22 protein-coding genes and 1 other annotated feature are annotated in these 26283 nt (G+C 69.5%); of the genes, 18 read left to right on the forward strand and 4 right to left on the reverse strand.

What is annotated here, in order from left to right:
* Positions 1–9: 9 nt before the first annotated feature.
* Both INTCA_RS07250 and INTCA_RS07255 read left to right on the forward strand, forming a co-directional pair.
* Entirely contained in the window at positions 10–612 is a 603-nt protein-coding gene (locus tag INTCA_RS07250; RefSeq protein WP_013492263.1) for a DUF6318 family protein, read from the forward strand.
* Positions 609–1418 (forward strand): hypothetical protein, encoded by an 810-nt coding sequence (locus INTCA_RS07255; RefSeq protein WP_041307384.1) that lies wholly within the window; start codon positions 609–611, stop codon positions 1416–1418. Before INTCA_RS07250 ends, INTCA_RS07255 begins: the two co-directional genes overlap by 4 nt.
* Here INTCA_RS07255 and INTCA_RS07260 read toward each other — a convergent pair.
* Positions 1384–2645 (reverse strand): IS3 family transposase gene (locus INTCA_RS07260; RefSeq protein WP_148236513.1). Its coding sequence is split into 2 segments (ribosomal slippage): positions 1384–2348 and positions 2348–2645, totalling 1263 coding nucleotides; the frame shifts between segments, so codons are not numbered across the junction. The genes INTCA_RS07255 and INTCA_RS07260 overlap by 35 nt on opposite strands.
* Positions 2227–2358 (reverse strand) — a sequence feature (AL1L pseudoknot). Its footprint overlaps the gene before it by 132 nt.
* A gap of 74 nt (positions 2646–2719) precedes the next feature.
* Here INTCA_RS07260 and INTCA_RS19835 point away from each other — a divergent pair.
* Positions 2720–2893 carry a hypothetical protein gene (locus INTCA_RS19835; RefSeq protein ID WP_169312907.1) on the forward strand — a complete coding sequence of 58 codons (174 nt, stop codon included), beginning with the start codon at positions 2720–2722 and terminating at the stop codon, positions 2891–2893.
* A gap of 102 nt (positions 2894–2995) precedes the next feature.
* Here the strand turns inward: INTCA_RS19835 and INTCA_RS07270 are convergent, their stop codons facing one another.
* Both INTCA_RS07270 and lexA read right to left on the reverse strand, forming a co-directional pair.
* Positions 2996–4087 carry a hypothetical protein gene (locus INTCA_RS07270; RefSeq protein ID WP_013492266.1) on the reverse strand — a complete coding sequence of 364 codons (1092 nt, stop codon included), beginning with the start codon at positions 4085–4087 and terminating at the stop codon, positions 2996–2998.
* A 123-nt stretch (positions 4088–4210) separates the two neighbouring features.
* Positions 4211–4954 carry a transcriptional repressor LexA gene (gene lexA / locus INTCA_RS07275; protein WP_013492267.1) on the reverse strand — a complete coding sequence of 248 codons (744 nt, stop codon included), beginning with the start codon at positions 4952–4954 and terminating at the stop codon, positions 4211–4213.
* Between the two features lie 216 nt (positions 4955–5170).
* Between lexA and INTCA_RS07280 the strand changes: the two genes are divergently transcribed.
* The 6 genes from INTCA_RS07280 (at position 5171) to INTCA_RS07305 (ending at position 11865) form a co-directional block, all read left to right on the forward strand.
* Complete coding sequence (locus INTCA_RS07280; RefSeq protein WP_013492268.1) at positions 5171–5539, forward strand: LysM peptidoglycan-binding domain-containing protein; 369 nt, start codon at positions 5171–5173, stop codon at positions 5537–5539.
* 286 nt (positions 5540–5825) lie between these two features.
* Positions 5826–6125, forward strand: a complete 300-nt coding sequence (locus INTCA_RS07285) for a hypothetical protein (protein WP_013492269.1) — start codon at positions 5826–5828, stop codon at positions 6123–6125.
* Positions 6122–7783 carry an alpha/beta hydrolase gene (locus INTCA_RS07290; protein ID WP_013492270.1) on the forward strand — a complete coding sequence of 554 codons (1662 nt, stop codon included), beginning with the start codon at positions 6122–6124 and terminating at the stop codon, positions 7781–7783. Before INTCA_RS07285 ends, INTCA_RS07290 begins: the two co-directional genes overlap by 4 nt.
* Before the next feature lie 69 nt (positions 7784–7852).
* Positions 7853–8059 (forward strand): hypothetical protein, encoded by a 207-nt coding sequence (locus INTCA_RS07295; RefSeq protein WP_013492271.1) that lies wholly within the window; start codon positions 7853–7855, stop codon positions 8057–8059.
* A gap of 276 nt (positions 8060–8335) precedes the next feature.
* The gene (nrdR, locus tag INTCA_RS07300) at positions 8336–8833 is read left to right on the forward strand and encodes a transcriptional regulator NrdR (protein ID WP_013492272.1); all 498 of its coding nucleotides are present in this window, start codon (positions 8336–8338) and stop codon (positions 8831–8833) included.
* 119 nt (positions 8834–8952) lie between these two features.
* Positions 8953–11865: a vitamin B12-dependent ribonucleotide reductase gene (locus INTCA_RS07305; protein ID WP_013492273.1), complete on the forward strand. Its 2913-nt coding sequence runs from the start codon at positions 8953–8955 to the stop codon at positions 11863–11865.
* A gap of 163 nt (positions 11866–12028) precedes the next feature.
* Here the strand turns inward: INTCA_RS07305 and INTCA_RS19060 are convergent, their stop codons facing one another.
* A complete protein-coding gene (locus INTCA_RS19060; RefSeq protein WP_199921670.1) occupies positions 12029–12928 on the reverse strand; it encodes an HNH endonuclease in 900 nt (299 codons plus the stop codon).
* Between the two features lie 494 nt (positions 12929–13422).
* On the opposite strand from INTCA_RS19060, the gene INTCA_RS07310 reads away from it, so the two are divergent.
* From INTCA_RS07310 to INTCA_RS07350, 9 genes are all read left to right on the forward strand, one after another.
* Positions 13423–13701 carry a helix-turn-helix transcriptional regulator gene (locus INTCA_RS07310; protein WP_083807970.1) on the forward strand — a complete coding sequence of 93 codons (279 nt, stop codon included), beginning with the start codon at positions 13423–13425 and terminating at the stop codon, positions 13699–13701.
* The gene (locus INTCA_RS07315; protein WP_013492276.1) at positions 13694–14971 is read left to right on the forward strand and encodes a type II toxin-antitoxin system HipA family toxin; all 1278 of its coding nucleotides are present in this window, start codon (positions 13694–13696) and stop codon (positions 14969–14971) included. The genes INTCA_RS07310 and INTCA_RS07315 overlap by 8 nt, the downstream gene beginning before the upstream one ends.
* Before the next feature lie 25 nt (positions 14972–14996).
* Positions 14997–16121 (forward strand): acetamidase/formamidase family protein, encoded by a 1125-nt coding sequence (locus tag INTCA_RS07320; protein WP_013492277.1) that lies wholly within the window; start codon positions 14997–14999, stop codon positions 16119–16121.
* 63 nt (positions 16122–16184) lie between these two features.
* Entirely contained in the window at positions 16185–16943 is a 759-nt protein-coding gene (locus INTCA_RS07325) for an SDR family NAD(P)-dependent oxidoreductase (RefSeq protein ID WP_013492278.1), read from the forward strand.
* Between the two features lie 41 nt (positions 16944–16984).
* Positions 16985–17647: a DUF1345 domain-containing protein gene (locus INTCA_RS07330; RefSeq protein WP_041307393.1), complete on the forward strand. Its 663-nt coding sequence runs from the start codon at positions 16985–16987 to the stop codon at positions 17645–17647.
* A 211-nt stretch (positions 17648–17858) separates the two neighbouring features.
* Positions 17859–19451, forward strand: a complete 1593-nt coding sequence (locus INTCA_RS07335) for a TIGR02677 family protein (protein ID WP_148236515.1) — start codon at positions 17859–17861, stop codon at positions 19449–19451.
* Complete coding sequence (locus INTCA_RS07340) at positions 19448–20713, forward strand: TIGR02678 family protein (protein ID WP_013492281.1); 1266 nt, start codon at positions 19448–19450, stop codon at positions 20711–20713. The genes INTCA_RS07335 and INTCA_RS07340 overlap by 4 nt, the downstream gene beginning before the upstream one ends.
* A complete protein-coding gene (locus INTCA_RS07345) occupies positions 20710–24861 on the forward strand; it encodes a TIGR02680 family protein (RefSeq protein WP_013492282.1) in 4152 nt (1383 codons plus the stop codon). Before INTCA_RS07340 ends, INTCA_RS07345 begins: the two co-directional genes overlap by 4 nt.
* On the forward strand, positions 24854–26272 hold the full coding sequence (locus INTCA_RS07350) for a DUF2399 domain-containing protein (protein ID WP_013492283.1): 1419 nt from the start codon (positions 24854–24856) through the stop codon (positions 26270–26272). The genes INTCA_RS07345 and INTCA_RS07350 overlap by 8 nt, the downstream gene beginning before the upstream one ends.
* The last annotated feature ends 11 nt before the right edge of the window (positions 26273–26283 follow it).

A 26283-nucleotide genomic window follows, 5' to 3' on the forward strand; every position in this document is an offset into this window, starting at 1 on the left:
TGAAGAGCCGTGTCGAGACGAACCTTCCTGCCGTATGTCGCTGGGCTCGCCCTCGCGGTCACGCTCACCGGGTGCGCGGCTGAGTCCGCTGCACCGGAGCCGATGACTCCGGTGCGGACGACTCCGGTGCCGACGGTGTCCGCGCCGAGCAGCTCGGTCGCCACGTCGGCGCCGGCGGCGCCGGACTTCCCGGAGGGGCTGCCAGCAGCCGCCAAGAAGCACACCAAGGACGGCGCAAAGGCCTTCGTCCAGCACTACATGGATCGTCTAAATGTCGCTTGGACCACCCCCGATCCGGACGCGATAAGGCAGCTGTGTGACGTGTCCGTCTCGAAGTCCTGCGCTGCCAACCTGCAGGACGCCGAAGACTACAAACGGAAAGGTTGGAAGTACTCGGGCAAGGCTGCACGCACCCTGAGGGTTGACACCCTGGGCCTTGAGTCCGGCGGAACGCACCGCGTCCTTTGGACCGGCATCCAACTCAGGAACGACATCATTGACGCGAAGGGGACGGTAAGGGAGTCATATCCGCGCGAAGATCTTCGCCTGGTGTTCGATCTCCGTTGGACGGCCTCGGGTTGGCTGATCCTGGATGAGCGGCTTGGGTCATGAGGGCGAGGTGGCTGATCGGTGGTGCCATGCTCGTCGTCTACATTCTTGCCGGCACCCTGCCCGCGACCGCAGGCAGCATCGGGGGCAACGCGACCAAGAGTGGTGCCGGAATCACGCTCTTCCAACGTGAACTCACCGAACTGGGTGCGGAGTATGCGCGGTTGTTGGTGAAGCCTCAGGCGCATTGGAGGTATCGGATCGCGATCTCGGGGTGTGATCTCGAGGGGGGTCCGGCGCTCAGTGGTCACTGCCTGGCGGCGGCGACGGCGGCGTGCGCGGACAACAGCCCGCGGCAGGGGTTGGGGCCGCTCTCGGACGTGTACCGGTGGTGGGTCGATCGGGACGGCGACCCGTTGCCGGCCGAGGAGTGGCCCGCCGGCAGCCGCCCGGCCGGTCCGTTGGGCCAGCAGCTGGTCGGTACCACCTGCCTGCCGAACCTGGTGCCGGGGGTGCGCCCGGTGCCGACGGTCGAGATGATCGTGGCGGCGTTCCACCAGACGCGGTGGGCGACCGCGCGGGTGGCCACCCAGCCGGAGGGGAACACGACGCTGGTCAACCTCGAGACCTTCTACCGGGTGCAGTGGTCGAGGGAGGGGTTCGAGCCGGGTGAGGTCGACACGGTCGACCCGGCGCGGATGTATGGCTACCGGGTGCAGATCCGGCCCCGGCTGGTCAGCTACCGCTACCACTTCGGGGACGGGGACTCGTTCGGGCCGACCGACTCGCCGGGCGGGACCTTGAACCGTACTGAGGTTCCCGGAGGGTGGGTTGTTACGCGACCTCCGGGATGGGGGTCACGGTCGTAGCCTGCCGGTGAAGGTGCTCGAACTCAACCGGGGGCAGGTACCCGATCGAGGAGTGCAGCCGCCGGGCGTTGTACCACTGGACCCAGCGGGCGACCTGCCACTCGACCTCGCGGCGGTCCTTCCACGCGGGACCGGGCAGGTCGATGGCCTCGGTCTTGAACAGCCCGATGGTGCTCTCGCAGAGCGCGTTGTCGAGCGCATCGCCGACGGTGCCGATCGAGCCGGCGATGCCGGCCTCGAGCAGCTCAGCGGTGAACGCGATCGAGGTGTACTGGCTCCCGGCATCCGAGTGATGGACCAACCCTGTTGCATCCCAGTGCGATTGGTGACGCTGACGCAGGCTGAGGGCTTGGCGCAGCGCGTCGGTCACCATCGAGGTGTGCTTGCTCGTGGTCACCCGCCAGCCCAGAATCCGGCGGGAGAACACGTCCACGACGAACGCCACGTACACGAACCCGGCCAGCGTCCACACGTAGGAGAAGTCGGCCACCCACAGCTGGTCCACCCGAGTGGGCACGTCCCAGCCCCGCTTGACCAGGTCCGGGTGCCGGGCCGCCGCCTCATCCCGCCGGGTCGTCACGGTGTGGTGCGTTCCTCGGCGTACCCCGCGGATCCCGGCGATCCGCATCAGCCGCGCCACCTGGTCGCGGCCCACGCCAAGGCCGGCACGGCGCGCCTCGTGATAGAGCTTGCGCACCCCGTAGACACGCCAATTCTGTTGCCACAGTGTGAAGATCGCGTTGACCAGATACGCCTCCTCGAGCGCCGCATCGCTGAGCGGGCAGGCCTTGCGGGCGTAGTAGGTGCTCGGCGCGATCTTCATGCCGTGCTCGGACAGCACGGTACAGATCGGCTCGACGCCGAAGCGGGCCCGGTAGGTGTCGATGTAGGCCACGATCACCGCAGTCGGCGGTCGAGCTCCGCCTGAGCGAAAAACGCCGAGGCGGTCTTGAGGATGTCGTTCGCGCGCTCGAGCTCGGCGACCCGACGCTTGAGTGCACGCACCTCCTCCGATTCCGCCACTCGAGCCGAGGCCGCCGGGCGGGAACCCGCGGCCCGTTCCTCGGCCTCGACCCAGTTGCGGATCGTGGCCTGGTTGATGTCGAGCAGCGCGCCGACCTGACGACGCGCCTCGACCTTCGCCTCCCCGTGCTGCTCGAGCCGGTCCAGGTACATCCGGACCGCCCGCTCACGGGTCGCCTCGTCGAACTTCTTCGGTGCAGGCATGAGAACAGTCTCCCTTGCTAGATCAACACCCTCCGGGAAACTCAGGACGATTCACCTACCCGCACGGGCAGGTGGTGCACACCTATTTGGAGGCGGGTCAGTTCGCCTCGTTCGTGCAGGTGCGGTTCGGGGCGCAGTTCCGGGTCAACGGGGGGCCGTGGATCGAGGTCCCGGACCAGGTCACGGTGCGCCAGCCGGCCACCACGATCACCGTCAAGCAGGCCCGGTCCGTCCTGGTCAACCAGTGACCCGGCACGAACTGCACACTCGAGCGCTGGTGGCGAAGAACTGCACACTCGACGATTGGGGCTGCCTGTCGCACTGACCTGCCAGGCGGGTCAGTGCGACAGCTAGGGCAGCCGGGGCTCCCTTGCCTGAGTGCCGGGCGGCCGGGGCTCCCGCGCTTGGGTGTCGGGCGCCGAGAACCGCTCGAAGGGAATGATCTCGACGACATCGGCGGCTCCTTCGGCAGCGACCTTGTCCTTACGGGTCGGGTAGTCCCAGAGCTCGGCTGTCTGCAGACCCCAGAAGACCAGGAAACTGAGGATGACCACGACCTCGAGGATGAGGATGACGTAGTTCCCGGTCAGGCCCATCAGGTGAAGGACGACCGTCACGCCGATCAGGGCCACCATGACGGCTGCGACCAGGCTGTACCGGTTGACCCAAGCGCGTGGCCCCTGCTCAGGCTCCCGCCCCCCTGGTGGAGTCGGTGCGGACCGGAGCTCATCGGACTGCTGCTCAGCCCGGCTGAGGCCACGAGCGTTGGCGATCATCACGCCGATGACACCCAGCACCATGGTGATCGCGGCGACCCCGTGGCTCACGTCCTTGAAGGTGTCCGGCCAGAAGAGGAAGAGACCGAGCTCGACAGCGAGGATCACCAGACAGATCCATGATGCGCGCCGTGCCCACTGAGCCACGTGACCGTTGAGCGGCGTGGGAGCCTCGTCGGCGGGCTGCATCGGGAGCTCGAGATCCTTCTGGGTGCTCGTGGCGCGCCGACGGTCCCGGCGGACGAGCAGCCACTTGGCGAGCACGGCCAGCGCCGTGGCGATGAGGAGCGTGGTGATGTTGTTGCGCACGGCAGCGGCGGTGAGATCGAGGTTCTGCACGGGGTACTTGGAGCCGCACCCGGTGTCGACGACGGTCGGGACGAGCGCGACGACGAAGGCCATGAAGCCTGAGAAGTCGAGCAACACGTCCTCGAGCGGGTCGTTGCCCTTGTAGACGATGAGGCACGCCCCGACAGCGAACAGCCCGCCGATGAAGGCACCTCGCGCCGGGGTGTGGTAATACGCGCTGATCGAACCGAGGAGGCACGGCTCGCCGCGGAAGGTCTCCAGCCCCACCGCGATGAGCAGCGTCAGCAGCAGCGGGATCGTCGCCAACCGCAGGTAGCGATACGTGTTCAGCACGGCGGCCTCGTGCGACTGCCTCATGACTGCCCTCCCGAGTGTGCAGGCCTGGTGACGGTCAGAGTCTGGCGTGGCTCGACGTGATACGCACCCCGAGCGGGACCGGGCCGGTGTACGGGACTGAGCTCAGCGGCATACGGACTGGGCTCAGACCCGGCGCAGGACCGCGGTGACCTTCCCGAGAACGGTGGCGTGGTCTCCGTCGATGGGGGAGAACTCGGGGTTGTGCGGCAACAGCCACACGTGGCCGTCCTTGCGCTTGAACGTCTTCACGGTGGCCTCGCTGTCGAGCAGCGCCGCGACGATGTCGCCGTTCTCGGCGGTCGGCTGCTGGCGCACGACGACCCAGTCGCCGTCGCAGATGGCCGCCTCGATCATCGAGTCGCCGACGACCTTCAGAAGGAAGAGGTTGCCCTCGCCGACGATCTGCCTCGGCAGGGGGAAGACGTCCTCGACGACCTCCTCAGCGAGGATCGGCACGCCCGCAGCGATCTGGCCGAGGACCGGGACGTAGGCGGCGGCCGGCCTGGCATCGCCCGAGTCGGTCTCGGTGTCGTACTGGGCGCCGGACCCGGACTCGACGCCGGATGTCCCTCGGCGACGGCCCGAGGATGCCGGACCCGCGTCGGGAGAGACGATCTCGAGCGCGCGCGGCCGGTTGGGGTCGCGCCGCAGGTAGCCCTTCGCGACGAGGGCGTTGAGCTGGTGGGAGACGCTCGAGGGGCTCGACAGCCCGACGGCATCGCCGATCTCCCGCATGCTGGGCGGGTAGCCGCGGCGGTCGACCGAGTTGCGGATCACCTCGAGCACCCGACGCTGACGGACGGTCAGCCGGTCTCCCTTGTCCCGGTCGGGAAGCTCGGTCACGCCCATGGTGATCCCCTTCGTCATGCTCACGCGGCTGCTTGGTGGCGACTCGTCTCAGGCTGTCACAACAGGCACTGTCGGTGGTGACTGGTGTGCTTCCTGTTGTGGATGAAGCCTAGGGGGCTTCGAACACAGTTGCCAAACATTTGTTCGACGTGTCGCTCGACAATCTTCGGGGTGACGTGTTAGAAATTCGTACAGGCGTTCTATCGAACACCCGTTCGCAGTGAGGGAGGCACCATGGCCGCACAGGTTCTCGAATTCCTGGTTCCGGTCGAGCCAGCACCGGTGGCACGGCCGCGACTCGTGCTCGTGCCGCCCGTGACCGAGCCCACCTACCGGCTGACTCGACGGGGTCGGGTGGTCGTCGCCTTCTTCGTCGCACTGCTCGTCGCCGCGCTCGGCCTGGCCCTCGCGGGGCAGCTGGCGTCGGCGTCCGGACAGCCCGAGTCGGTCACCGTCGAGGCCGGGCAGACATTGTCCGAGATCGCCCTCCGAGAGCTTCCGCAGCTGCCGATCGCAGCCGGCGTCGTCGAGCTCCAGCTGGCCAACAACCTCTCCACCTCCTACGTCCATGCTGGGCAGACGCTCGTCATCCCTGAGCTCTGAAACAGCCCTCGGGCCGTATGCCGCTCAGCTGGCTCCTGTTTGCGCGCTGAGTGCTGCTTGGCTCCCCTGATCGGCCGCGTTGGCTCCACCTTCAGCGGCTGGTGCACCGGCGCTTCGACCCCGCCGGGGCACCCGGAGCGCCGCACCCTCGCCGTGACCGGCGTCGGTGCGGCGTTCTCGTGTCTGGCACCGGGTGGCGGGTGGGGGGCGGCCTGTGGACAAGACCTCCGGCGGAATCGGCGCTTTTTCCTAGCCTCGTCGGGATGGGGCTGGGAGGAGTCTGCAGATGAGATTTGAGGTGGAGCCCGACGCGCTCGTGCGCGACTCGGGCAGGTTCGGCGAGGCTGTCCGGGCGTTGGACGGCGTGGACGTCGGGAGTGCCGTGGCACCGGTGGCCCAGGCCTTTCCTGGGGGTCTGACCGCTGCGGCGATCCGGGAGCTCGGCGTGGCGTGGGGTGACCGGCTGCTGCGCGCCCGGCTCGGCCTCGCGAGGGTCGGGATGGACCTCGCGGCAGCGGGGGAGTCCTACGCCGTCGTCGAGCAGGTGGCGCGCCGCGCCGTCAGCGGGTCCGGTGAGCTTCCGTGACCCGGCAGCTCGGCGTCCGGGACATCAGGGCCTTTCGGCCCGCACTGGTCCTCGAGGTGGTCCACCGGCTCGAGATCCAACGGCGACGTGTCATGGGGGCTGCCGACGCGGCTCTGCGTGCCCGGGCCGCGGGACGCGAGTGGCGGGGGCGGGCGGCGACGTCGGCGAGCCAGGCCCAGTCGGGGGCGGTGGCACTGTTGGGTGACGTGTCGGCCCGCATGGGGGTCACGGCGTCGGTGCTTCGCGGTCTCGCGGCGCGGATGGAGGCCTGCCTCGAGCTGGTCCACCGAGCAGAGCGGATCGCACGGGACCGAGGTGCGTGGACGGACGCGGACGGCCTCGTCCAGGTGCCCCACCGCTTCCCCACGGGCGACCCGACGATGGACGCCCATGTGGGGCGGCTGGACGCCCTGATGGTGAACGAGGTCGGGCGCTGCCTCGGCGAGGCGGTTCGGGTCGCTGCGGAGACGGATGTCGAGGTGCAGCGCCGTCTGCGCGGGGCGGTGGCCGATCCGGTGGCGCCGGCGGTCCCCGACGAGCTCGGCGTGGTGCCGCCACCGCCCGAGGGTGGGGTGGGGCGGCCGGATGGCGCGTTCGCCAACGCGGCGTGGTGGCGCAGCCTCACCGTGAGCGAGCGGCGGCGGGCCATCACCCAGCACCCGGACTGGGTCGGCCCCCGGGACGGGATCCCCGCCTGGGACCGCCACCAGGCCAACCTGATCCTGCTTGCCCGCCTCCGCGGGCCGGCGAGGGAGGCGCTCCGACGCGCCGGTTCGATCCCCCAGCGCACCGCGATACCCACCTGGGAGCGCGCGAAGTCGATCGAGGCCATCGACGCACTCCTGGCCAAGCGCGACGGGGTGACGAGGCAGCTGCTCCTCATCGACGTCTCCGGGCTGGTGGTCCGGGCCATCACCACCGTCGGAGACATCGACCGCGCCGGGCACGTCGCGACCTATGTGGGGGGGTTCTCGACGCGACCGGAGCGGGACCTGCGGGACTACGACGACCGGTTCGTCGGGATGCGGCGACTGGCGCTGACCCAGACGCGCGAGGAGGGTGACGACGGCGACGTCGCCATCGCCATCTGGTTGGGCTACCCCGCTCCCCAAGGACGTGACGGGGGATTCTCCAGCCGGTCGGTCCTGCGCGACGACACGGCGCGGGCCTGGGCCGACGACCTGGCCTCGTTCACCAACGGCATCGACGCGAGCCGGGATGCACCCGCGCACCAAGCGCTCTGGGCTCATTCCTACGGGTCGGTCGTGACCGGTTTCGCCCTGCAGCAGGTGATGCGGATGGACGACGTCGCGCTCTTCGGCTCGCCCGGGACGTCGCTCGGCTCCGTGGCGCAGGCCGGCCTCAAGCCAGGGGCCTTGAACGTCCTCGCCGCGCCGACTGATCCCGTGCCGATGACCGACTGGCACGGTCTGGACCCACGCGAGATTCCAGGTGTTGCGGCCCTCGGCGCCACTGCGGCCCTGAAGCCCGGCGCGACCAACGTGGTCCTCCGGGAGTCGTTCCTGCACGGCGACTACCTCGACGAGGGCACGACCTCCGAGTACAACCTCGCAGCGATCGCGGCCGGGCGCTCGGACCAGCGACTCCCGGCCCAGGGCGACCGACCCCTGGCCCCGATCCCGCCGCCGGCGCCGTGACCGGGCGAGAACAACCGGGCCGACCAGTGGCCCGTACGGACAACGACTCATGAAATGGAGGAAGAAGCGATGAAGGACAAAGAAGGCCGGAGACTCGTCTCGGGGAGAGGGGCCGCGGTGATCGGCTCGCTGTGGGTGCTCGGTTCGGTCGTCATGGGATGGGGAACGGCATCGACGTCGCTCGTGCCGAGGCAGTTCGAGTACACCGTTGGCTACCTTGCCCTCGGCGCCTTCCCGGCGCTCCTGCTGATCCTCGTGTGGTCCTACCTCGAGTGAGACCGGCGGGGCGGTTGGGGCGGTTGTGACGTTTGCGCAGGTCATCGCCTTCGTCATGACGCGCCACGCCGAACTTTGCGTTCTGGCTTGATTACGCATCGGTCACGTGCCTACAGTTACCCCTACATCTAGTAGTTACATGGCTGTAAGTCGTCCACATGTAGTCCCCAAGGGATCGCACGTTACGCACAGCTCATCCACACGCTGTCCCCAGCTCTGTCCCCAGAGCGAGCTCAGCGGCATACGGAATCTGCTTTTGAGGGAAGGTGAGCGCAGGTGCACTGCCCGTTCTGCCGGCACACGGACTCGCGCGTCATCGACTCACGGACTGCGGACGACGGCACCGCGATCCGCCGGCGCCGCCAGTGCCCCGAGTGCAACCGCCGCTTCACGACGATCGAGACCTCGAGCCTCAACGTCATCAAGCGATCCGGCGTCTCGGAGCCGTTCAGCCGGGCCAAGGTCCTGTCGGGGGTGCGCAAGTCGTGCCAGGGCCGCCCGGTCACCGAGGACGACCTCGCCCTGCTCGCCCAGAAGGTCGAAGAGACCATCCGGTCACAGGGGAGTGCGGAGATCGACGCCCACGAGGTCGGCATGGCCGTCCTCGAGCCGCTCCGCGAGCTCGACGAGATCGCCTACCTCCGGTTCGCCAGCGTCTACCAGGCCTGGGAGACGCTCGAGGATTTCGAAGGAGCCATCGCGGTCCTTCGAGCCGAACGTGACGCGCTCGGGCAGGAGCCAGTGGCTCAGCCAGAGGTCGGCGCGAAGCGGTAACCGCCCTCCACCCCCATCGCCACCGGGCGTCCCCGGTCGCGGGTGCTGTCAGACCCCGGCGAGACACTGACTGAAGACGAGAAGACAAGAGCCGCACCAACGGTCAGGGAGGCCGAAGCATGACGGAGATCGGAAACCGCAGCACGCGTTCGAGGAGTGGCACCAGGAAGGGTGTCAAGGTCGAGCGCATCTACACCAAGCCCGGGGTGCACCCGTACGACGAGGTGACCTGGGAGCAGCGAGACGTCGTCCAGCAGAACTGGAAGACCGGGGAGACGATCTTCGAGCAGCGCGGCGTCGAGTTCCCCGACTTCTGGTCGGTCAACGCCAGCACGATCGTCACGACCAAGTACTTCCGCGGTGCCGTCGGCACCGAGGTTCGGGAGAAGTCGCTCAAGGAGCTCATCGACCGCGTCGTGCTGACCTACGTCAAGGGTGGCAAGGATCACGGCTACTTCGCGACTGACGAGGACGCCCAGATCTTCGAGCACGAGCTGACGTACTCCCTTCTGCACCAAGTCTTCTCGTTCAACTCGCCAGTGTGGTTCAACGTCGGGACGAAGTCGCCCCAGCAGGTGAGCGCGTGCTTTATCCTCGCCGTCGAGGACTCGATGGACTCCATCCTCAACTGGTACAAGGAGGAGGGGAAGATCTTCCAGGGCGGCTCCGGCGCCGGCCTCAACCTGTCGCGGATCCGGTCGTCCAAGGAGCTCCTCTCCTCGGGTGGGACCGCGTCCGGCCCGGTCTCGTTCATGCGCGGCGCGGACGCGTCGGCAGGGACGATCAAGTCGGGCGGCGCGACGCGCCGGGCGGCGAAGATGGTCGTGCTCGACGTCGACCACCCCGACATCGAGGAGTTCATCGAGACGAAGGCGCGCGAGGAGGACAAGATCCGCGCCCTGCGCGACGCCGGCTTCGACATGGACCTGGGTGGCAGGGACATCGTCTCCGTCCAGTACCAGAACGCCAACAACTCCGTCCGGGTCAACGCCGAGTTCATGCGTGCGGTCGAGGAGGGCACGAAGTTCGGCCTCAAGGCTCGTCTCGACGGCTCGGTCATCGAGGAGGTCGACGCACGGGAGCTCTTCCACAAGATGGCGCAGGCCGCGTGGGAGTGCGCCGACCCAGGCATCCAGTACGACGACATCATCAACGACTGGCACACCAACCCGGAGACGGGCCGGATCACCGCGTCCAACCCGTGCTCGGAGTACATGTCCCTCGACAACAGCTCCTGCAACCTTGCCTCCCTGAACCTGCTCAAGTTCCTCCGCGACGACGACACGTTCGACGCGGCGACGTTCCAGAAGGTCACCGAGCTCGTCATCACCGCGATGGACATCTCCATCTCCTTCGCTGACTTCCCGACCGAGAAGATCGCGGAGACCACGCGCAACTACCGGCAGCTCGGCATCGGCTACGCCAACCTCGGCGCACTGCTCATGGCGACCGGTCACGGCTACGACTCGGAGGGTGGCCGGGCGCTCGCTGCGGCGATCACCTCGCTGCTCACCGGCGCCGCCTACAAGCGGTCCGCTGAGCTCGCTGCGGTCGTCGGGCCGTACGCCGGCTATGCGCGCAACGCCGAGGCGCACAAGCGGGTCATGCGCAAGCACCAAGCCGCGAACGACACGCTCAAGACCGTCGGGGTCATGGATGCGGACATCCACCAGGCCGCGACCAAGGCGTGGGACGTTGTCGTCAAGCTCGGCGAGAAGAACGGGTACCGCAACGCTCAGGCGTCGCTGCTCGCGCCGACCGGGACCATCGGCTTCATGATGGACTGTGACACGACCGGCATCGAGCCGGACTTCTCGCTGGTCAAGTTCAAGAAGCTCGTCGGCGGCGGCTCGATGCAGATCGTCAACCTGACGATCCCGCGGGCCTTGAAGAAGCTCGGCTACCAGCAGGAGTCGATCGAGGCCATCGTCGAGTACATCGCCCACAAGGGCCACGTGATCGACGCACCGGGCCTCAAGCCCGAGCACTACGAGATCTTCGACACCGCCATGGGTGCGCGGGCCATCGCTCCGATGGGTCACGTGCGCATGATGGCCGCGACGCAGCCGTTCCTCTCCGGTGCCATCTCGAAGACGGTCAACCTGCCGGAGTCGGCCACGGTCGAGGAGATCGAGGACGTCTACTTCCAAGGTTGGAAGCTCGGCCTCAAGGCTTTGGCCATCTACAGGGACTCTTGCAAGGTCGGCCAGCCGTTGTCCGATGGCGGTTCTACGGCGAAGGAAGCGCAGGCGGCCAAGGACGCAGGCGAGGTCAAGGTTGAGAAGGTCATCGAGTACCGCCCGGTCCGCCGCCGCCTGCCGAAGCGCCGCACCTCGCAGACGACGTCCTTCGCCGTCGGCGGAGGGGAGGGCTACCTCACGGCCGGGAAATACGACGACGGGAACCTCGGCGAGATCTTCCTGAAGTTCGGCAAGCAGGGCTCGACCCTCGCTGGTGTCATGGACGCCTTCTCGATCGCGGTGTCCATCGGGCTGCAGTACGGCGTGCCGCTGGAGACGTTCGTCGAGAAGTTCACCAACCTGCGCTTCGAGCCGGCCGGCCTCACGGACGACCCAGACATCCGCATGGCGACGTCGATCATGGACTACGTCTTCCGCCGCCTGGCGCTGGACCACCTCGACTTCGACTCGCGGTCCTTCATGGGCATCCACACGGCTGCCGAGCGGGCTCGCCAGCTCGACACCGGCTCCTACGAGCCAGACGGCGCGGACGACTCGCACGAGGACATCGAGGACGAGCTCGAGTCGCTCCAGCAGTCGGCTCCGGTTTCCAAGAAGCCCGAGCTGAAGGCCGAGAAGCCGGCTGACCACGCGGCTGAGGTGAAGTTCGGCGCCGGTGCGGCCTCGGCCAAGCAGGCGTCCGCCGAGGTGCACTCGTCGGCTGAGCTCATGGAGAAGTTCATGGGCATCTCCGCTGACGCGCCGATCTGCATGACGTGTGGCACCAAGATGCGCCCGGCTGGGTCGTGCTACGTCTGCGAGGGCTGCGGAGCCACTAGCGGCTGCAGCTGAGCCTCTAGCGCACGACCGACGAGGGCCCGGACATCGTCCGGGCCCTCTTCGGCGTCATGGCGCTACTGAGCCCTGCGATGGCTGCCGGCGGGCATGGTCAAAGTCGCCCGCGAGTGGCCTGATGGCCTACCGCCTGCCAGCCACACGACGACCAGTCTCGCGACTATGCGGATTCGAACCGCTCGAATCGAAGTTGTAGCCTATTCGGATCTGGCCGGTCAGCCTTCCTTACCGGGATGTGAAGGCGCCTTTGGTGCATCTCCTGTAGGCCATGCTTCAGCATGGGTCCGTCCACTTCATGCAGGAGAGCGACATTGATGAGAATCTCGTAATCGGGCGAGATGCCAAGCAGGTTTCGGTCATAGGCGGCGTGGTGAATTTTGCAGAGACTGAGACCGTTTGGAACTACAGGGTCACCAAGTTCTGACGCATCCTCGATTATGTGTGCCGCATCCAGCAGTTCAGGATGCTTCAGCGTGCATACAGTGCAGGCACCGTCGTAGGCAAGCATGATTCGGGCACGGAATGCTGGCTGATGTACACGCTGCTGAACCATTCGTTCTGCGTACGCCTTCTCGAGCGCCGAGAGGCCAGCGCCTCCTTCGATGAGGCGGATGTTCTCGTCAAGGGAGAGAGTGAATTGCCGCGTGATTGGATTGTCTCCCACCACATACACAGGAAACACCGGGGCATAGATGCCCTTTGCAACTTTGTGTAGCCTAAGAAGAGGAAGGCGCAATTCGATCGCCGCACGCAGCTTGAGATTCTTCCCGCCCTCCGGTCCTCGTTGGTAATGGTATTCGAGAAGCCCATTCTCTTCGCTGTCCGGATACGGTCCATCAGGAGACGTGATGATGGAAAGGGTGGCCACGAAGTCACGTGGATTCCAGATGCCGCCCTTTCCGGGGTCGACGAGACGCTGAGTGGTGCCGTCGGGCAGTGGCAGGTTCGCGAGCTGGTCCCACGTCAAATAGCCGCCGTTAGCGTCGGCGAGCGACGTCACGACCGCCCCCAGCAGTTCCCGTCGAATCCGTTCCGTCTCGACATCCCCTGTGGCCACCACGGTCGGAGCTTATGACGATCGCTAGCCGCAGTCACCACAACCCGGGCGTCAGGCTTAGATCCCCCAAGGCATGGCGTCAGTCGGGTCATCCGGCACGCGGCCTACCAGTAGTCCCCCGGATAGCCGAGCGGACGGCGCAGCAAGGGTGAGACGGTGCGAAGACCCGCTCGCCTGTTCCGCGCCCCGACCCACAGAGCGGTCCCACGTCCGGGCCTACCTACAGCACCCGCGTCCGTCCCGGTCGCTCAACAGCCCGGGCGGCCACGTGTTCCAGGAAGTCGTAGCTTCGGATGCACCTACGCGGGCTGGGGATGGCGAGCAACCCGGTCGACACCATCGCGCCTCTGCTGGCCGGCGCCGGCTTCACCGGACTCTCCGCTGGCCTGCCCCATGCGGGCGGCCGTCGGCCCAGATGCCCGTGTCATTTGTCGATGACATTGTCGGGAAGTCATCGATGAATGACTTTCGGTAAATGTCACTGTATGATGACACTCATGACCGAGTATGTGGTGCGAGACTGGGCTCGAATTGGGGCCATCGTCCGCGAGCACCGCCGGCAAGCAGGTCTGACCCAAGCGGCCCTGGCCCAGGGCGCGGGCGTGTCGCGGGGCTGGTTGGTCAGGCTCGAGGCCGGTCATTCCACGGCCGACACCCCCACCGTGTTCAAGGTTCTTCGGGCCCTCGACCTCGAGCTCGTCGCGCGGCCAACGCGTCGCACGGAGGCCGAGGCGGCGGCCGAGCTTGCCTTGGCGGAGCTTCTCGGCGATGCCTGACGCACTCCGGGTCCTCCTCCACGGGTCACCCATCGGGGCCCTGTCCCGCTCAGCCCGAGGCGAGCTTGCGTTCAGGTATGACCGGGACTACTCGAACGGCTCCGGCACAGCGCTGAGTCCCGACCTCCCGCTGGATCATCGACCCTTCAAGGGCGAGAGGGTGCTGGCCTATCTGGAGGGCCTGCTACCCGACGATCCTGCCGTCCGGCAGCGATGGGCGGCCCGATTCGACGTGAGGGACGAGGCTTTCGACCTGCTGGCACACATGGGGCTCGACTGCCCAGGCGCCGTGCAGTTCCTGCCCGAGACGGCGACAGGTCACGAGGCGGCGGTCGCTGAGCGTGAGGCCGCTTACGTCCATGTCACCGAGGCACGGATTGCTGCACGGATCCGGCAGCTTCGGGCGGACGGCTCCTCCTGGACGATGCCCGACGAGCACTGGAGCCTCCCCGGCGCCCAAGAGAAGTTCAGCCTCGCGCGGCGGCGGGGCCGCTGGTACGAGGCCCATGGCTCCGCGCCAGCCACCCACCTCATCAAGCCGGGAATCGCCCGCATGCGCCACCAGGCCGAGGTCGAGTTCGCCTCGATGCGCGCGGCTCGACTCCTCGGCCTCAACGTCGCCGACGTCGACCTGCTGAGGCCGGGTGGGGAGGTCGCCGTCGCGGTGCGCCGATTCGATCGGCCCCAGGATCGCAACGGGACCATCGAGCGCTGGCACCAGGTCGACCTGTGCCAAGCCATCGGCGTGCCGCCGAGTCGCAAGTACGAAGCCCGCGGGGGCCCCAGTGCCGAAACCCTCGCGCGGGTCCTGCGCCGGGTCTCGACGGCGCCGGAAGCCGACGTCCGGCGCTTCAGCGACGCGCTGCTCTTCAACTACCTGAGCGGTTCGCCAGACGGACATGCCAAGAACTTCAGCCTGCTGCTCGTCGGCACCCAAGTGCGCCTTGCGCCCCTCTACGACCTCGCTACTGGGCTGCCCTATGCCACGCGGGATGCGGCACGGCAGTCGGCCTTCGCGATCGGGGGAGTGCGCAACTTCGGGGAGTCCTACCCGAAGCACTGGCGCGCCCACGGGCGTGCTCTCGGACTGGACGAGGACGAAAGAGTGGAGCGTGTGCGGCGATTTGCGAGCGAGCTCCCAGACGCGTTCCGGACTGCACTGCTGGACGAGGTCGGCGGTGACATCGGTCGGCGGCTGTGGGTGCGGCTCGAGAAGCGCCTGGTCCCGGCCTGTCGCAGGGTCGAGTCACGTTGGCGCAGCCACGGCTGAGCCGTCACACGAGGACCTGGCACGTATGCCGCGGCGCCGGCGAGCGCACCCCAGCTCCGCGGCATACGTGGACGGCGAGCACACCCCGCCCATCCTGACCGGGACCATGTTCAACTACGCCTGCCACAAGGTACGTTCGAGCATGGACGTCATCGAATACACGCCCACCCGTGACCAGTACGCCTACACGTTCGGCGGCGTCGCCCCAGTGATGCGGATCAAGCCCGGGACTGCCCTGAGGCTCTGGTCCGACGACGCCTTCGGCGGAGCGCTGCGCAGTGTCGACGACCTCTCGAGCGCCAAGGTCGACCTTCGCTTCGTCAACCCGCAGACCGGGCCGTTCTTCGTCGAGGGGGCCGAGCCCGGCGACACCCTCGTCCTGCACCTTGTCGCGCTCGAGCCGGCGCGGGACTGGGGTGCGTCGGCGGCGATCCCGTTCTTCGGCGGCATGACGAGCACCGACCGCGTCGCCACTCTCCAAGAGGCCTTGCCCGACACGACGTGGATCTACGAGCTGGACCGCGAGCGCCGGACTGTCGGCTTCGTCGCTCGGCACAGTGACCACCGCATCGAGCTGCCGCTCGAGCCGATGCTCGGGACGGTGGGGGTCGCGCCGCCCGGGGGAGAGGTGCGCTCATCTCTGGTCCCCGAGCGCTTCGGCGGCAACATGGACACCCCGCAGATGCGGGCCGGCTCGACGGTCTACCTCGGCGTCAACGTCGAAGGTGCCCTGTTCTCGATCGGGGACGGGCACTACCGCCAGGGCGAGGGTGAGGCCTGCGGCACCGCGGTCGAGGGCGCGATGACGAGCACGCTCATCGTCGACCTCGTCAAGGGGCACGCGCCCGGCTGGCCGCGGATCGAGGACGACACCCACATCATGACCGTCGGCTCGAGCCGGCCGATGGAGGACTCGTGGCGCATCGCCAACGCCGAGCTCGTCCACTGGGTGAGCCTCCTGCACGGGATGCACGTCATGGACGCCTACCAGCTGTGCTCCCAGATCACCCGGGTCCCGGTCGCCAACGTCGTCGACGCCAACTACAGCGTCGTCGTCAAGGCGGCCAAGGCGCTGCTGCCCGCAGGAGACGTCCTCGGGGGCATCCACGCCGACCTCCGCGAGCGGGGCCGTTCCCTCGGCACGGTGTGAGCCGACCGAGCCCACGCCATTCCAGTCCTGACCAGCCCCAGCCCACAACGAAAGGCCACGACCATGGATCTCCAACTCACCGGCAAGCGCGTCCTCGTCACCGGTGGCAGCCGCGGCATCGGCCGCGCCATCGTCGAGGGCTTCCTCGATGAAGGTGCGGTGGTGGGCTTCTGTGCCCGCGACCCGCAGGCGGTCTCGACCACTGCGGACGAGCTGGCCGGCCGCGGTCAGGTGACCGGCAGCGTCGTCGACGTGGGCGACGCCGAGGCGCTGGCCGCCTGGGTGCAGACCTCCGCCGAGGCGATGGGTGGCATCGACGTCGTCGTGGCCAACGTCAGCGCGCTGGCGATCCCCGACACCGAGGAGAACTGGCAGCTGAGCCTCAACGTCGACGTCATGCACACGGTCCGGCTCGTGCGGGCGGCCATGCCCTACCTCGAGCAGAGCGACGCCGCGTCGATCATCGGGATCTCGAGCGTGTCAGGCCGGGAGTCGGACTTCGCGTCGGGGCCGTATGGCACAGCGAAGACGGCGATCGTCGGCTACCTCCACGGTCTCGCGATGCAGTTGGCCGACAAGGGGATTCGCGCCAATATCGTCTCGCCAGGCAACACGTACTTCGAGGGTGGCGTGTGGGAGAGCATCGAGACCGGCGACCCCGCCCTGTTCGAGATGGCGGTCGGCCTGAACCCGACCGGCCACATGGGCACTCCCGCTGACGTGGCCGCTCCGGTGGTCTTCCTTGCCAGCCCAGTGGCGAGCCGGGTCAGCGGCACCAACCTCGTCGTCGACGGTGCCCTCACCCGCGGCATCCAGCTGTAAGAACCACTCGTTCTCCCAGCAGGTGGGCCTACGGTGAGTTCGTGTCAACGAAGAACTCAGCCGCGCGTTCGTCCCCACGTTCCGCCGCGGCATACGTCCCGACGTGGACGCGCCTGGCGAGCGCCGCAGTCGTGGGAGCGGTCGTCGGGGTTGCGGTCTCAGTCCCGATGACGTGGCAGTTCGGGGTGCCGCTCGGTTGGTCGGTCGCCGCGGCCATCCACGTCGGCTGGTCGTGGGTCACCATCTGGCCCATGGGCGCCGACTCGACCGCGAGCCACGCCGTCCGTGAGGACCCGGGGCGCGCGGTGACGGACCTCATCCTCGTCACCGCCGCCATTGCGAGCCTGGGCGCCGTCGCGCTGCTCCTGCGCAGCGGAGGTGCTGGGAGCCGGGACATCCAAGCCGGCTTGAGCGTGGCGAGCGTGGCCTTGGCCTGGGCCGTGGTGCACACCGTCTTCGCCGAGCGCTACGCCCGCCTCTACTACACCGGACCCGACGGAGGGGTGGACTTCAACGAACGGCCGCAGTACAGCGACTTCGCGTACCTCGCCTTCACCGTCGGCATGACCTTCCAGGTGTCCGACACCGAGGTCCGCTCCAAGGAGATCCGCGCGACCGTCCTGCGACACGCCCTCCTGTCGTACCTCCTCGGGGTCGTCGTCATCGCCGCCACGATCAACCTCGTTGCCAGCCTGAGCCGCTAGAGCCGGTGCCCGCGGGTCCGGGCCACGCGCCTCCGCTGCGTGCCTGGCTCCCAGCCCCGCGGCAGGCGACTGTTCCACGAGGCGATGGGCTCCTGCACCCGCCGGAGCTACCCAGGCCGTCCCAGGACTTTCGCCATGCGCAGGTCATGGCGTGTTGCGACATGCCCGCGCGGCTGGCGTGGCTGTCGGTGGGGGCGTCTACTCTGGCGGCGTGACGGACCAGCCCTCCGCCGATGAGCCCGGCGGCACCCAGGTCGACCGGGTGCGGCTCGAGGCGTTGCGCTATGCCGTGAACGAGGAGTCGGCGACCTACATCGCGGTCATGCGGCTGTTCACCGGGGGTCTGGCCGGGATGCTGTCGGACCAGTCGGCCGCTGAGGTGAGCGCGCGGCTGGCCGAGCAAGGCATCGCGCTCGACGAGGACACCGTGGACGCGCGGCTGGCCTATCTCGTCGAGCACGGGAACCTCGCTCGGAGCCCGCGTGAGTCCGAGGCGCGCAGCCTCCAGGACTACCTGCGCAACCGGGCGCGCTACCAGCTCACCCAGCGTGGTGAGCTCGTCCAGCGGCAGGTCGACGAGCTGCTCGGGCACACCGAGACGGCCACCGAGGTGAGCAGCGAGATGCTCGGTGCCATCCTCGCGGGGCTGCGGGACCTGGCCCGTCTGCCGGCGGATGTCAGAGAGCTCGACCCGCAGGAGCTGGCGCAGCGGATCGGCACGATCTTCGCCCAGTTCGACCGGTTGGTGCACAGCACCCGCGAGTTCTACACCTACCTCACCCAGGTGCTGAGCCGCTTCGACCTGGAGCGCGGGGAGTTCCAGGCGTTCAAGACCGCCCTCATCGACTACCTGCAGCGCTTCGTCGACGAGATCGCCCGCCACCTGCCGCAGATCGCGGAGGTCATTGAGCAGCTGCGTCCGGGCATCCCGCAGCTGTGCGCCCGCGCCAACGCCGGCCAGCGGCTCGTCGACCTCGAGGGGCGGGCCGCCAAGCGCGCTCCCGGCCTCGACCCGGCCGACTGGAACGGTCTCATCGCCTGGTTCACCGGTAGCTCCGACCGGGCGAGTGACGCCGAGGGCGTCCGGCGCTTGGCCACTGAGGCGATGCGCTCGCTGCTCGCCAACCTGCGGCGGATCGTCACGAGCCATGAGCGCGAGCACGGTCGCCATGCCGAGCTGCTGCGGTTGGCCCGCTGGTTCGACGACGCGGACGACACGACGGCGCACGCGATCTGGGCCAGCGCTTTCGGCCTCTACTCGAGCCGACACCTCGGCTTTCCCGTGAGCGAGTCGGAGGACGCGGTGCCCCCGACGATGTCATGGGTCCGCGCTCCCCGGGCGGAGGTGCCGATCATGCTCCGCTCCACCGGCCAGCGACGCAGCGCGGGGGCCTCCGGTCGACCGGAGGACTTCTCGCAGACGAAGGCCCGTCGCCTCGAGGAGCATGCCCGAGCCGACGCCGCGCGTCGACGCGCCGTCGCGGAGGTCGCCGGTCACCGGGGCCGGCTCGACCGCGTGCGGCTCAGTGATGCGGGCCGCGAGGCCCTCATGGAGCTGTATGCCGCTGGGCTCGCTCTCGCGGGCAGCGACAACACCGGGTCGGCTGGGTCCCGCACCGGTGCGGCGGTGCCGATCCCGGGTCACGACGCGGTGCTGCTGATCACGTCGACGCCGGGCGCGGGCACTGTCGTCGTGAGCCCGTCCGGCCGGCTCCGACTGGTGGACCGTTCCCTCGCGGTCGAGGCGGGCGCCGGACGACAGGTCCGCGACGAGGCGGCCGGAGGGAAGGAGGCGGTGTCGTGAGCGCTGACGCGGGTACCGCCGATCGCCTGGCCCGGCCACCCCAGGCCGAGGACGCTCAGGACACGCACGAGCGTCGCCTCGCGGCCCGGGCGCTGCTTCGGCGGCCCCTCATGCCCGTCGGGCACGGCCACGACGACGAGCTGAGGCTCATCCGGCGGCACCGGGTGTCCCTGACCCGCTTCTTCGCCGAGGCGCTCGGATACCGCCTCACCGTGGATCCGGCGGGGGCCCGGCTCTACAAGACGGGCCTCGGCCGTGACGGGTCGCGCCCGCTGCTCCGGGGTCGGGCGGGGGTGCCCTTCACCCCGCGGGCCTACGCGATGCTGACGCTGACGATCGCGGCGCTCACCCGGACCAAGTCCCAGCTGCTCGTGGACGAGCTCGTCGCAGGAGTCCGCTCGACGGCCGTGGAGGCCGGGGTGGACGTGGACCTCGACGCGATCGGGGACCGCCGGGCGCTGCACGCCGCGCTGCTCGCGCTCGTCCGGTTCGGGGCGCTCAGCGAGCGCGACGGGGACCTCGAGCACTGGGCCGAGGAACGCACCCAGTCCCTGCTCGACGTCCGCCGCGACGTCCTCGGCCTGCTCGTCGCCGCCCCACTGTCGACGCTCGAGTCGGTCGACGACCTGCTGGCACCGGCCAAGGTTCCCTCGGCTGCCGGCGGGGCGCGCATCACGACCCGCCGTCGCCTCGTCGAGTCGCCGATCCTGACGACCAGTGACCTGGCACCCGACCACGCTGAGTGGTGGGCCCGCAACCGCAACCGCGAGCGCGAGTGGCACCTCGACCAGCTCGGCCTGGCGCTCGAGCTGCGCGCCGAGGGAGCCCTCGGCCTGGACCCTGACGAGGAGCTGACCGACGTCGAGTTCCCCGGTCGAGGCCGCACCAGCCACCTGGCGCTGCTGCTCCTCGAGGCGATGGTCGAGGATGTGCGGCCGGCGCCCGATCCGCTCGGGCGCGCCGGCCCGTCGTCCTCCGCGTGGCACCGCATCGGTCGCGGAAGGATCGACGCCCTGGGGCGGCCGCTCCTTGCGACGTGGGCTGCCGGCCTTCGTCGGGACCAGCGCGAGGACCCGTCGGCCGCCGTCGCCGAGAGCCTGCGGCTGCTCGAGTCCGTCGGGCTCGTCCGGCCGGAGCCCGACGGCGACCCTGGCGAGTGGCAGGTCCACGCGGCCGCCCACCGCTACCGACCTGTCGCCGAGCTGGCTGCAGCGTCGGGCCGCGGGGAGGCATCACTGTTCGACCTGGAGGGGGAGTCTTGAACGACGAACGACCGCAGCGCTTCTCGCTGAGCCGGGGCGGGGTCCTCAACGTGTGGCAGTACGACGACCAGGTCTTCGACTTCGGCGGTGGTCGACTCCTGCTTCGGGGCACCAACGGCGCGGGCAAGTCGAAGACGCTCGAGATGCTCCTCCCGTTCGTCATCGATGGCGACAAGGCCAAGATCACTGCGTCGGGTCGCCACCACACGAGCCTGCTCTGGCTCATGCTCGACGGATACACCGGAGCGAACCGGACCGGCTACCTCTGGGTCGAGTTCGCGCGGCCCACTGCCGACGGCGGGAGCGAGACCCTGACCTGCGGCATCGGTCTGCGGGCCAGCGACTCGGCCCGGACCGCCACGACGTGGTATTTCACCTCGCCCCGGCGCGTCGGAGTCGACCTGCACCTCACCGACGCGGCCGGCCCCCTGTCGCTGCAGCGGCTGCGCGCCGAGGTCGAGACCGACGGGCACTTCTTCGACCCCAACGCGACGCGCCGCTACCGCGAGCACGTCGGCCAGCTGCTGTTCGGCCTCCCCCTCGACCAGTACGAAGACCTGCTCCGGCTCCTCTACTGGCTGCGCCAGCCCCAGGTCGGCGAGGACATCGACCCCAAACGGCTCGCAGAGCAGCTGGTCCAGGCACTGCCGCAGATCGACGAGTCCGCGCTCCGCTCAGCGGGGGACACCTTCGACCAGCTCGAGGAGTTCGGTGAGCAGATCGACCGGCAGGAGCGCGCGGCTGCGGCGATTGGCTCCTTCCTCCAGAGCTACCGCACCTACGCCCGCGGCGTGGTCGCGGAACGCGCCCAAGCGGTGGTCGACGCGGCCGACGTCGAGCGCCGGGCCCGCCGGGAGGTACGCCGGCTGGAACGTGCGGTCGCCGAGACCCTCGACGGGCTCGACCGCGCCCGAGCAGCTCAGCACCGCGCGGAGTCGGAGCTCGCCGACGCCGCCGCCCGGATCACCCAGCTCAAAGCCGGACCTGAGGCCCGCGCGCAGGCGCAGCTGCTCGCCCTCGACGATCATCTGACAACGCGTCTCCAGCTCGCCGACCAGGCCGAGCGACGCCTCGTCGAGCAGCAGCAGCGCGTGTCGGAAGCCCAGCGCCGGGCGACCGATGCGGCGGTGGACCTCGTCGCCGCCACCACCGAGTGGGTGAGCCGAGCCCGGACGGTGCGCGCCGAGGGCGCCGACGCCGGCATCGTCGGCCCGCTCGCACGTGTCGCGCACCTCGCGATAGCGGAGCCCGACTGGCGAGCACCTGACTCGGTCGTCGAGCTGCGGGCCGCGCTGGCTGCTGCGCCGGAGGAGCTGCTGGACGTGAGAGACCGCGTCGGTGTGGCGAGGGCTGCGGTCAAGGTCGTCGACGCGGCGCGCGCCCGGGCCGAGGACCTGCGCAGCGACGCCGTCCGACGGGAGGAGGACAGCGCCCGGGCCGAGACCACGCTCGCGGGCCGGCAGGCCCGCCACGACGAGGCCGTCACCGCCACGATGGACGCCACGGAACAGTTCGTGGCCGCGCTCACCACGTGGCTCGAGATGACTGCTGCCGTTCCCGTCCCGCGTCCGGAGATCTCGGCTGCGGAGCTGGGGGCCTTCGGAGCAGTCGTTGCCGACGCGGTTGCCCCGGTCCGCGCCGAGGCCGAGCAGCACCGCGCCGACGCCCGGACGCGGCTCGCTGCCGCAGAGGGCGACCAGGAACAGGTTCGGGCCGAGCGGGCTGAGGTCGCCGCCGAGCGAGACCCTCGACCCGCGCCTCCGGTGTGGCGCCGGGACGACCGAGGTGCGCTGGAGGCCATCGGAGGTGCACCCTTCTGGCGCCTCGTCGACTTCCGCGACGACATCGACGCGCCCACGCGCGCTGCCATCGAAGCTGCCCTCGAGGGCAGCGGCCTCCTCGACGCCTGGGTCACAGCCGAGGGACGCGTCGTGCCCGAAGCCGAGGACGCCTTCCTCATCGACGTTTCCCCCGAGCCGCAGGAGGGGACCGGCCGCAGCCTCGCCGCCGTCCTGCGCGCCGACTCGCACCTGCCCGGTGCGGTCCCCAGCGACGTGGTCGACGCCGTGCTGTCCCGGGTGGGGCTCGTCGACGATCTGCGGTCCGGAGCTGCGCCCGACGACGACTCGCTCGCCGGGGGACCACGTGCGGATCACACTCTCGCCCACGTGCGGATCGGGCTCGACGGCTCGTGGTGGACCGGCCCTCTCGTGGGTCGAACGAACAAGGAGAGGGCGCAGTTCATCGGAGCGGCCGCTCGCGATGCGGAGCGGTCACGACGCCTCGCGGCTCTTGACGGGCGTCTGGACGAGCTGGGTCGAACCATCGCGGTCGCAGGCGCCCAGGTGCAGCTCCACACCGCCACGCTGCAATCGCTCGACGCCTGGCACCGCGCCCGCCCCTCCCACGAAGGCCTCCTCACTGCCTGGGCCGCGGAACAGGCGAGCGCCACGGCCGTCGACGAGGCTCGGGCGGAGCTCGCCGCTGCCGCACGTCTGGCCCAGGCCGCACGCGCCGCCGCGGCGGTGGCCCACGACGAGCTCGTCAGGCTCGGCCAGATCCACGACCTGCCCATCACCGCTCAGGGCCTGCACGCTCGGGATGAGAGGCTCCGCGCCATCCTCGACCAGACCCGCGACCTCGACGACCGACGCTCGGTCCTCGAGCGGGACCTGGCCGAGTGGGAGGAGCGAGGCCGGTTCGCGGTCGCCGAGCGGGAGCGCCTGGACGAGGCCGCGGATGACGACGAGCGCGCTCGGACCGAGGCCGCGACCGCTGCTGCCGAGCTCGACGAGCTCCGTGCGTCTGCCGGTGCCTCCGTCGCCGAGCTCGAGCAGCGCCTCGACGAGCTCGCCAAGACCCGAGATCGGGCCGACGCCGAGCGTCGTGAGCAGGTGCGACAGGTCGAACAGCTCGTGCGGGCTTCGGCCACCCTCGAGAGCGAGCATCGCACCGCCGCTCACTCACTCGGCGAGGCGACTCCCCGGCTGGGTGCGGCCCGTGAGGGGCTCGTCCGCCTCGAGCGCGCTCCCGGCGTGATCGCCTCCGCCACGACGGAAGGTCACGTGGCCGTGGAAGCGAGCTCAGCGGCATACGACCACTGGACGCCAGACGAACCACGCGCCATCCTCGCCGCCCTCGGTGAAGGGGGGTGCAGCGACGACACGCCGGTCATCTCCGCCAGCCAAGGGCTGCTGGCCAGCGCGGCCGCCACGTTGGAGCCCCGGTTGGCCAAGGTCGAGGACGTGTGGGTGGCCTTCGGGCTCGGGGAGGGCGGCGAGCTGCCGCTCGTGGCCCTCGAGCTCCAGCTCTCCGCCACGGTCCGGGCGAACCGTGAGCTGCTCAGCCAGCGCGAGCGCCAGATCTTCGAGGAGCAGGTTCTCGGGTATCTCGGGGACGCGCTCCGTGGCGTGCGACTCAAGGCCGAGGAGCTCGTCGCGGCGATGAACTCACAGCTGCGGGGTGTGACGACGTCACAGGGCATCCGCGTCCGCCTCCGCTGGCGGCAGCGGGACGACATCGCCGCCGACGCGAAGCGCGCCGTGGAGCTGCTCGGGCAGCCGGTCGGGGCGCTCCTGCCGAGCGAGCGGATCGAGCTGCGCGAGTCGCTCCACCGGCTCATCGACTCCTCGCGCAGTGAAGCGCCCGAGGAGTCCTACGCCGAGCACCTCTCCCGGGCCCTGGACTACCGCCGGTGGTTCGCGTTCAGCGTTCAGTACCACCGACCGGAGACCGGGGAGTGGCGGGACCTGCAACGCAAGTCCGCCCTGTCCCAGGGCGAGCAGAAGGTGCTGTGCTACCTGCCGCTCTTTGCTGCCGCATCCGCGCACTTCACCTCCCTCGCGGGCGCGGCGCCCCATGCACCGCGGTTCGTCCTGCTCGATGACGCGTTCCCGAAGATCGACGCGCGCACCCACCCGCTGCTCTTCGGGCTGCTCGTCGACCTCGACCTCGACTTCGTCGTGACGAGCGAGCGACTCTGGGGCACCCACGCCACGGTGCCGGAGCTGGCGATCTACGAGGCGCTGCGCAGCCCCGGGGAGCGCGGCATCGCGCAGTTCGAGCACCGGTGGGACGGCCAGCTGCTGACTGCGGTGGGGGCCCGGGGACCCGCGGCGTCGGGCTCGGCAGGGGGAGGCGATGGCTGAACCCGCGCCGCAGTGGTTGCACGGCGACCGCCTGCGGCGCGTCTGGGACCACGTCGGGGACGCCCTGGAGCGACGGGCACTCCAGCCCCGCGGCACGCTCGAGGTGGCAGGGCTGTCTCGGGACGAACGACACGCGTTGTCCGACGTGGTCGGCTCACCCGTCACCGGAGCGACCGTCCGACTGCGGCTCGCCGACCTCGACCACCGGTTCCGCGCCCGCACGGGGCGTGGAGTCGCCGAGGTCGTGACGTGGGTGACCGGTCGTGTCCTCGTCGACCGCGCCGCGCAACGTCGCGATGCGATCGCCCTGCGGCAGGGGCCGTTCGACGCCGCGCGCGAATGGTTGCTGAAGGAGCTGCCCGGCTCCTCGGGGAGCGGGCCGGGTGCACCGGTGAGCGGGCCGGGTGCACCGGTGAGCGGGGGCCACGCTGCTGGGGCGCCGCAGGCGTCCGTGGGGCTGATCCCAGCGGCGGCCACCGGCTGGGTCGACGACTGGCTGGCCGCGCTGCGTCGTGACGGGGTGCTGACTGCCGGGTCCGACAGCACGTCTGTCCTCATCACCGCACTGCGTGTGCTCGAGGGCTGCGGGGCGTTCGGCAACGGCCCAGCGAAAGCACACGCCCGGACGGACCTCGCGGCCCGGATCACGGGTTCGTCGCACGGTCTGGACGACGGCTCAAAGGTGGCCCTCGTGGTGCTGCGGGCGGCGGCTGCCCGGTCCGGCACCCGTCTCCCGCGGAGCGCGTCAGAGCGTCGTCGCCTGTGGGAGGCGCTTGGGGTCGTCGTCGACCGCGTGTCCGCGACCTGCTTGGTCTGGAACATCACACCGGCCCCGATGCCGGCGGCGTCGACGCCGAGGTTGGCTGGACCTGGCCTCTCGGGGACCGCCGCGCACCGCACCGACGGCGGCCCACCCGCGCCGGGGGCGGCCGATGCCCGCGTTGCTCCCCGGCACCTCACCTGGTGGGACCTGGACTCGGGAGTCGCCTTCCTGAAAGAGCAACGGATCCTGGTGTGTGAGAACCCCCGCATTCTCGAGGCGATCGCCGAGCGGGGCCCGACTGCCGAGCGAATCGGCTTGGTGTGCACCATGGGCCGCGCCAACCTTGTCGTGCGGGAGGTGCTGAGGCGGCTCGTCACCTCCGGGGCGGTCCTGCGATACCACGGCGACTTCGACTGGGCCGGAGTGGCGCTCGCGAACTCGTGTCTGGCGGAGTTCGGCGCTGACCCGTGGCTGATGGGCCCGGACGACTACCACGGTGGGCACGGTTCGGAACCGTTGAGCGGTCGCCCGATCGAAGCAGACTGGGACCAGGAGCTCGCTGCGGCGATGCGTGCCCGGGGCGTGGCCGTGCACGAGGAAGCGGTCCTCGAGTCGCTGGTCGAGCGGCTTCCCGAGCTGTGGTCGTGACCGACGGGACG

Origin of the sequence: Intrasporangium calvum DSM 43043, assembly GCF_000184685.1 — a bacterium.
GTDB classification, from domain to species: Bacteria; Actinomycetota; Actinomycetes; order Actinomycetales; family Dermatophilaceae; genus Intrasporangium; species Intrasporangium calvum.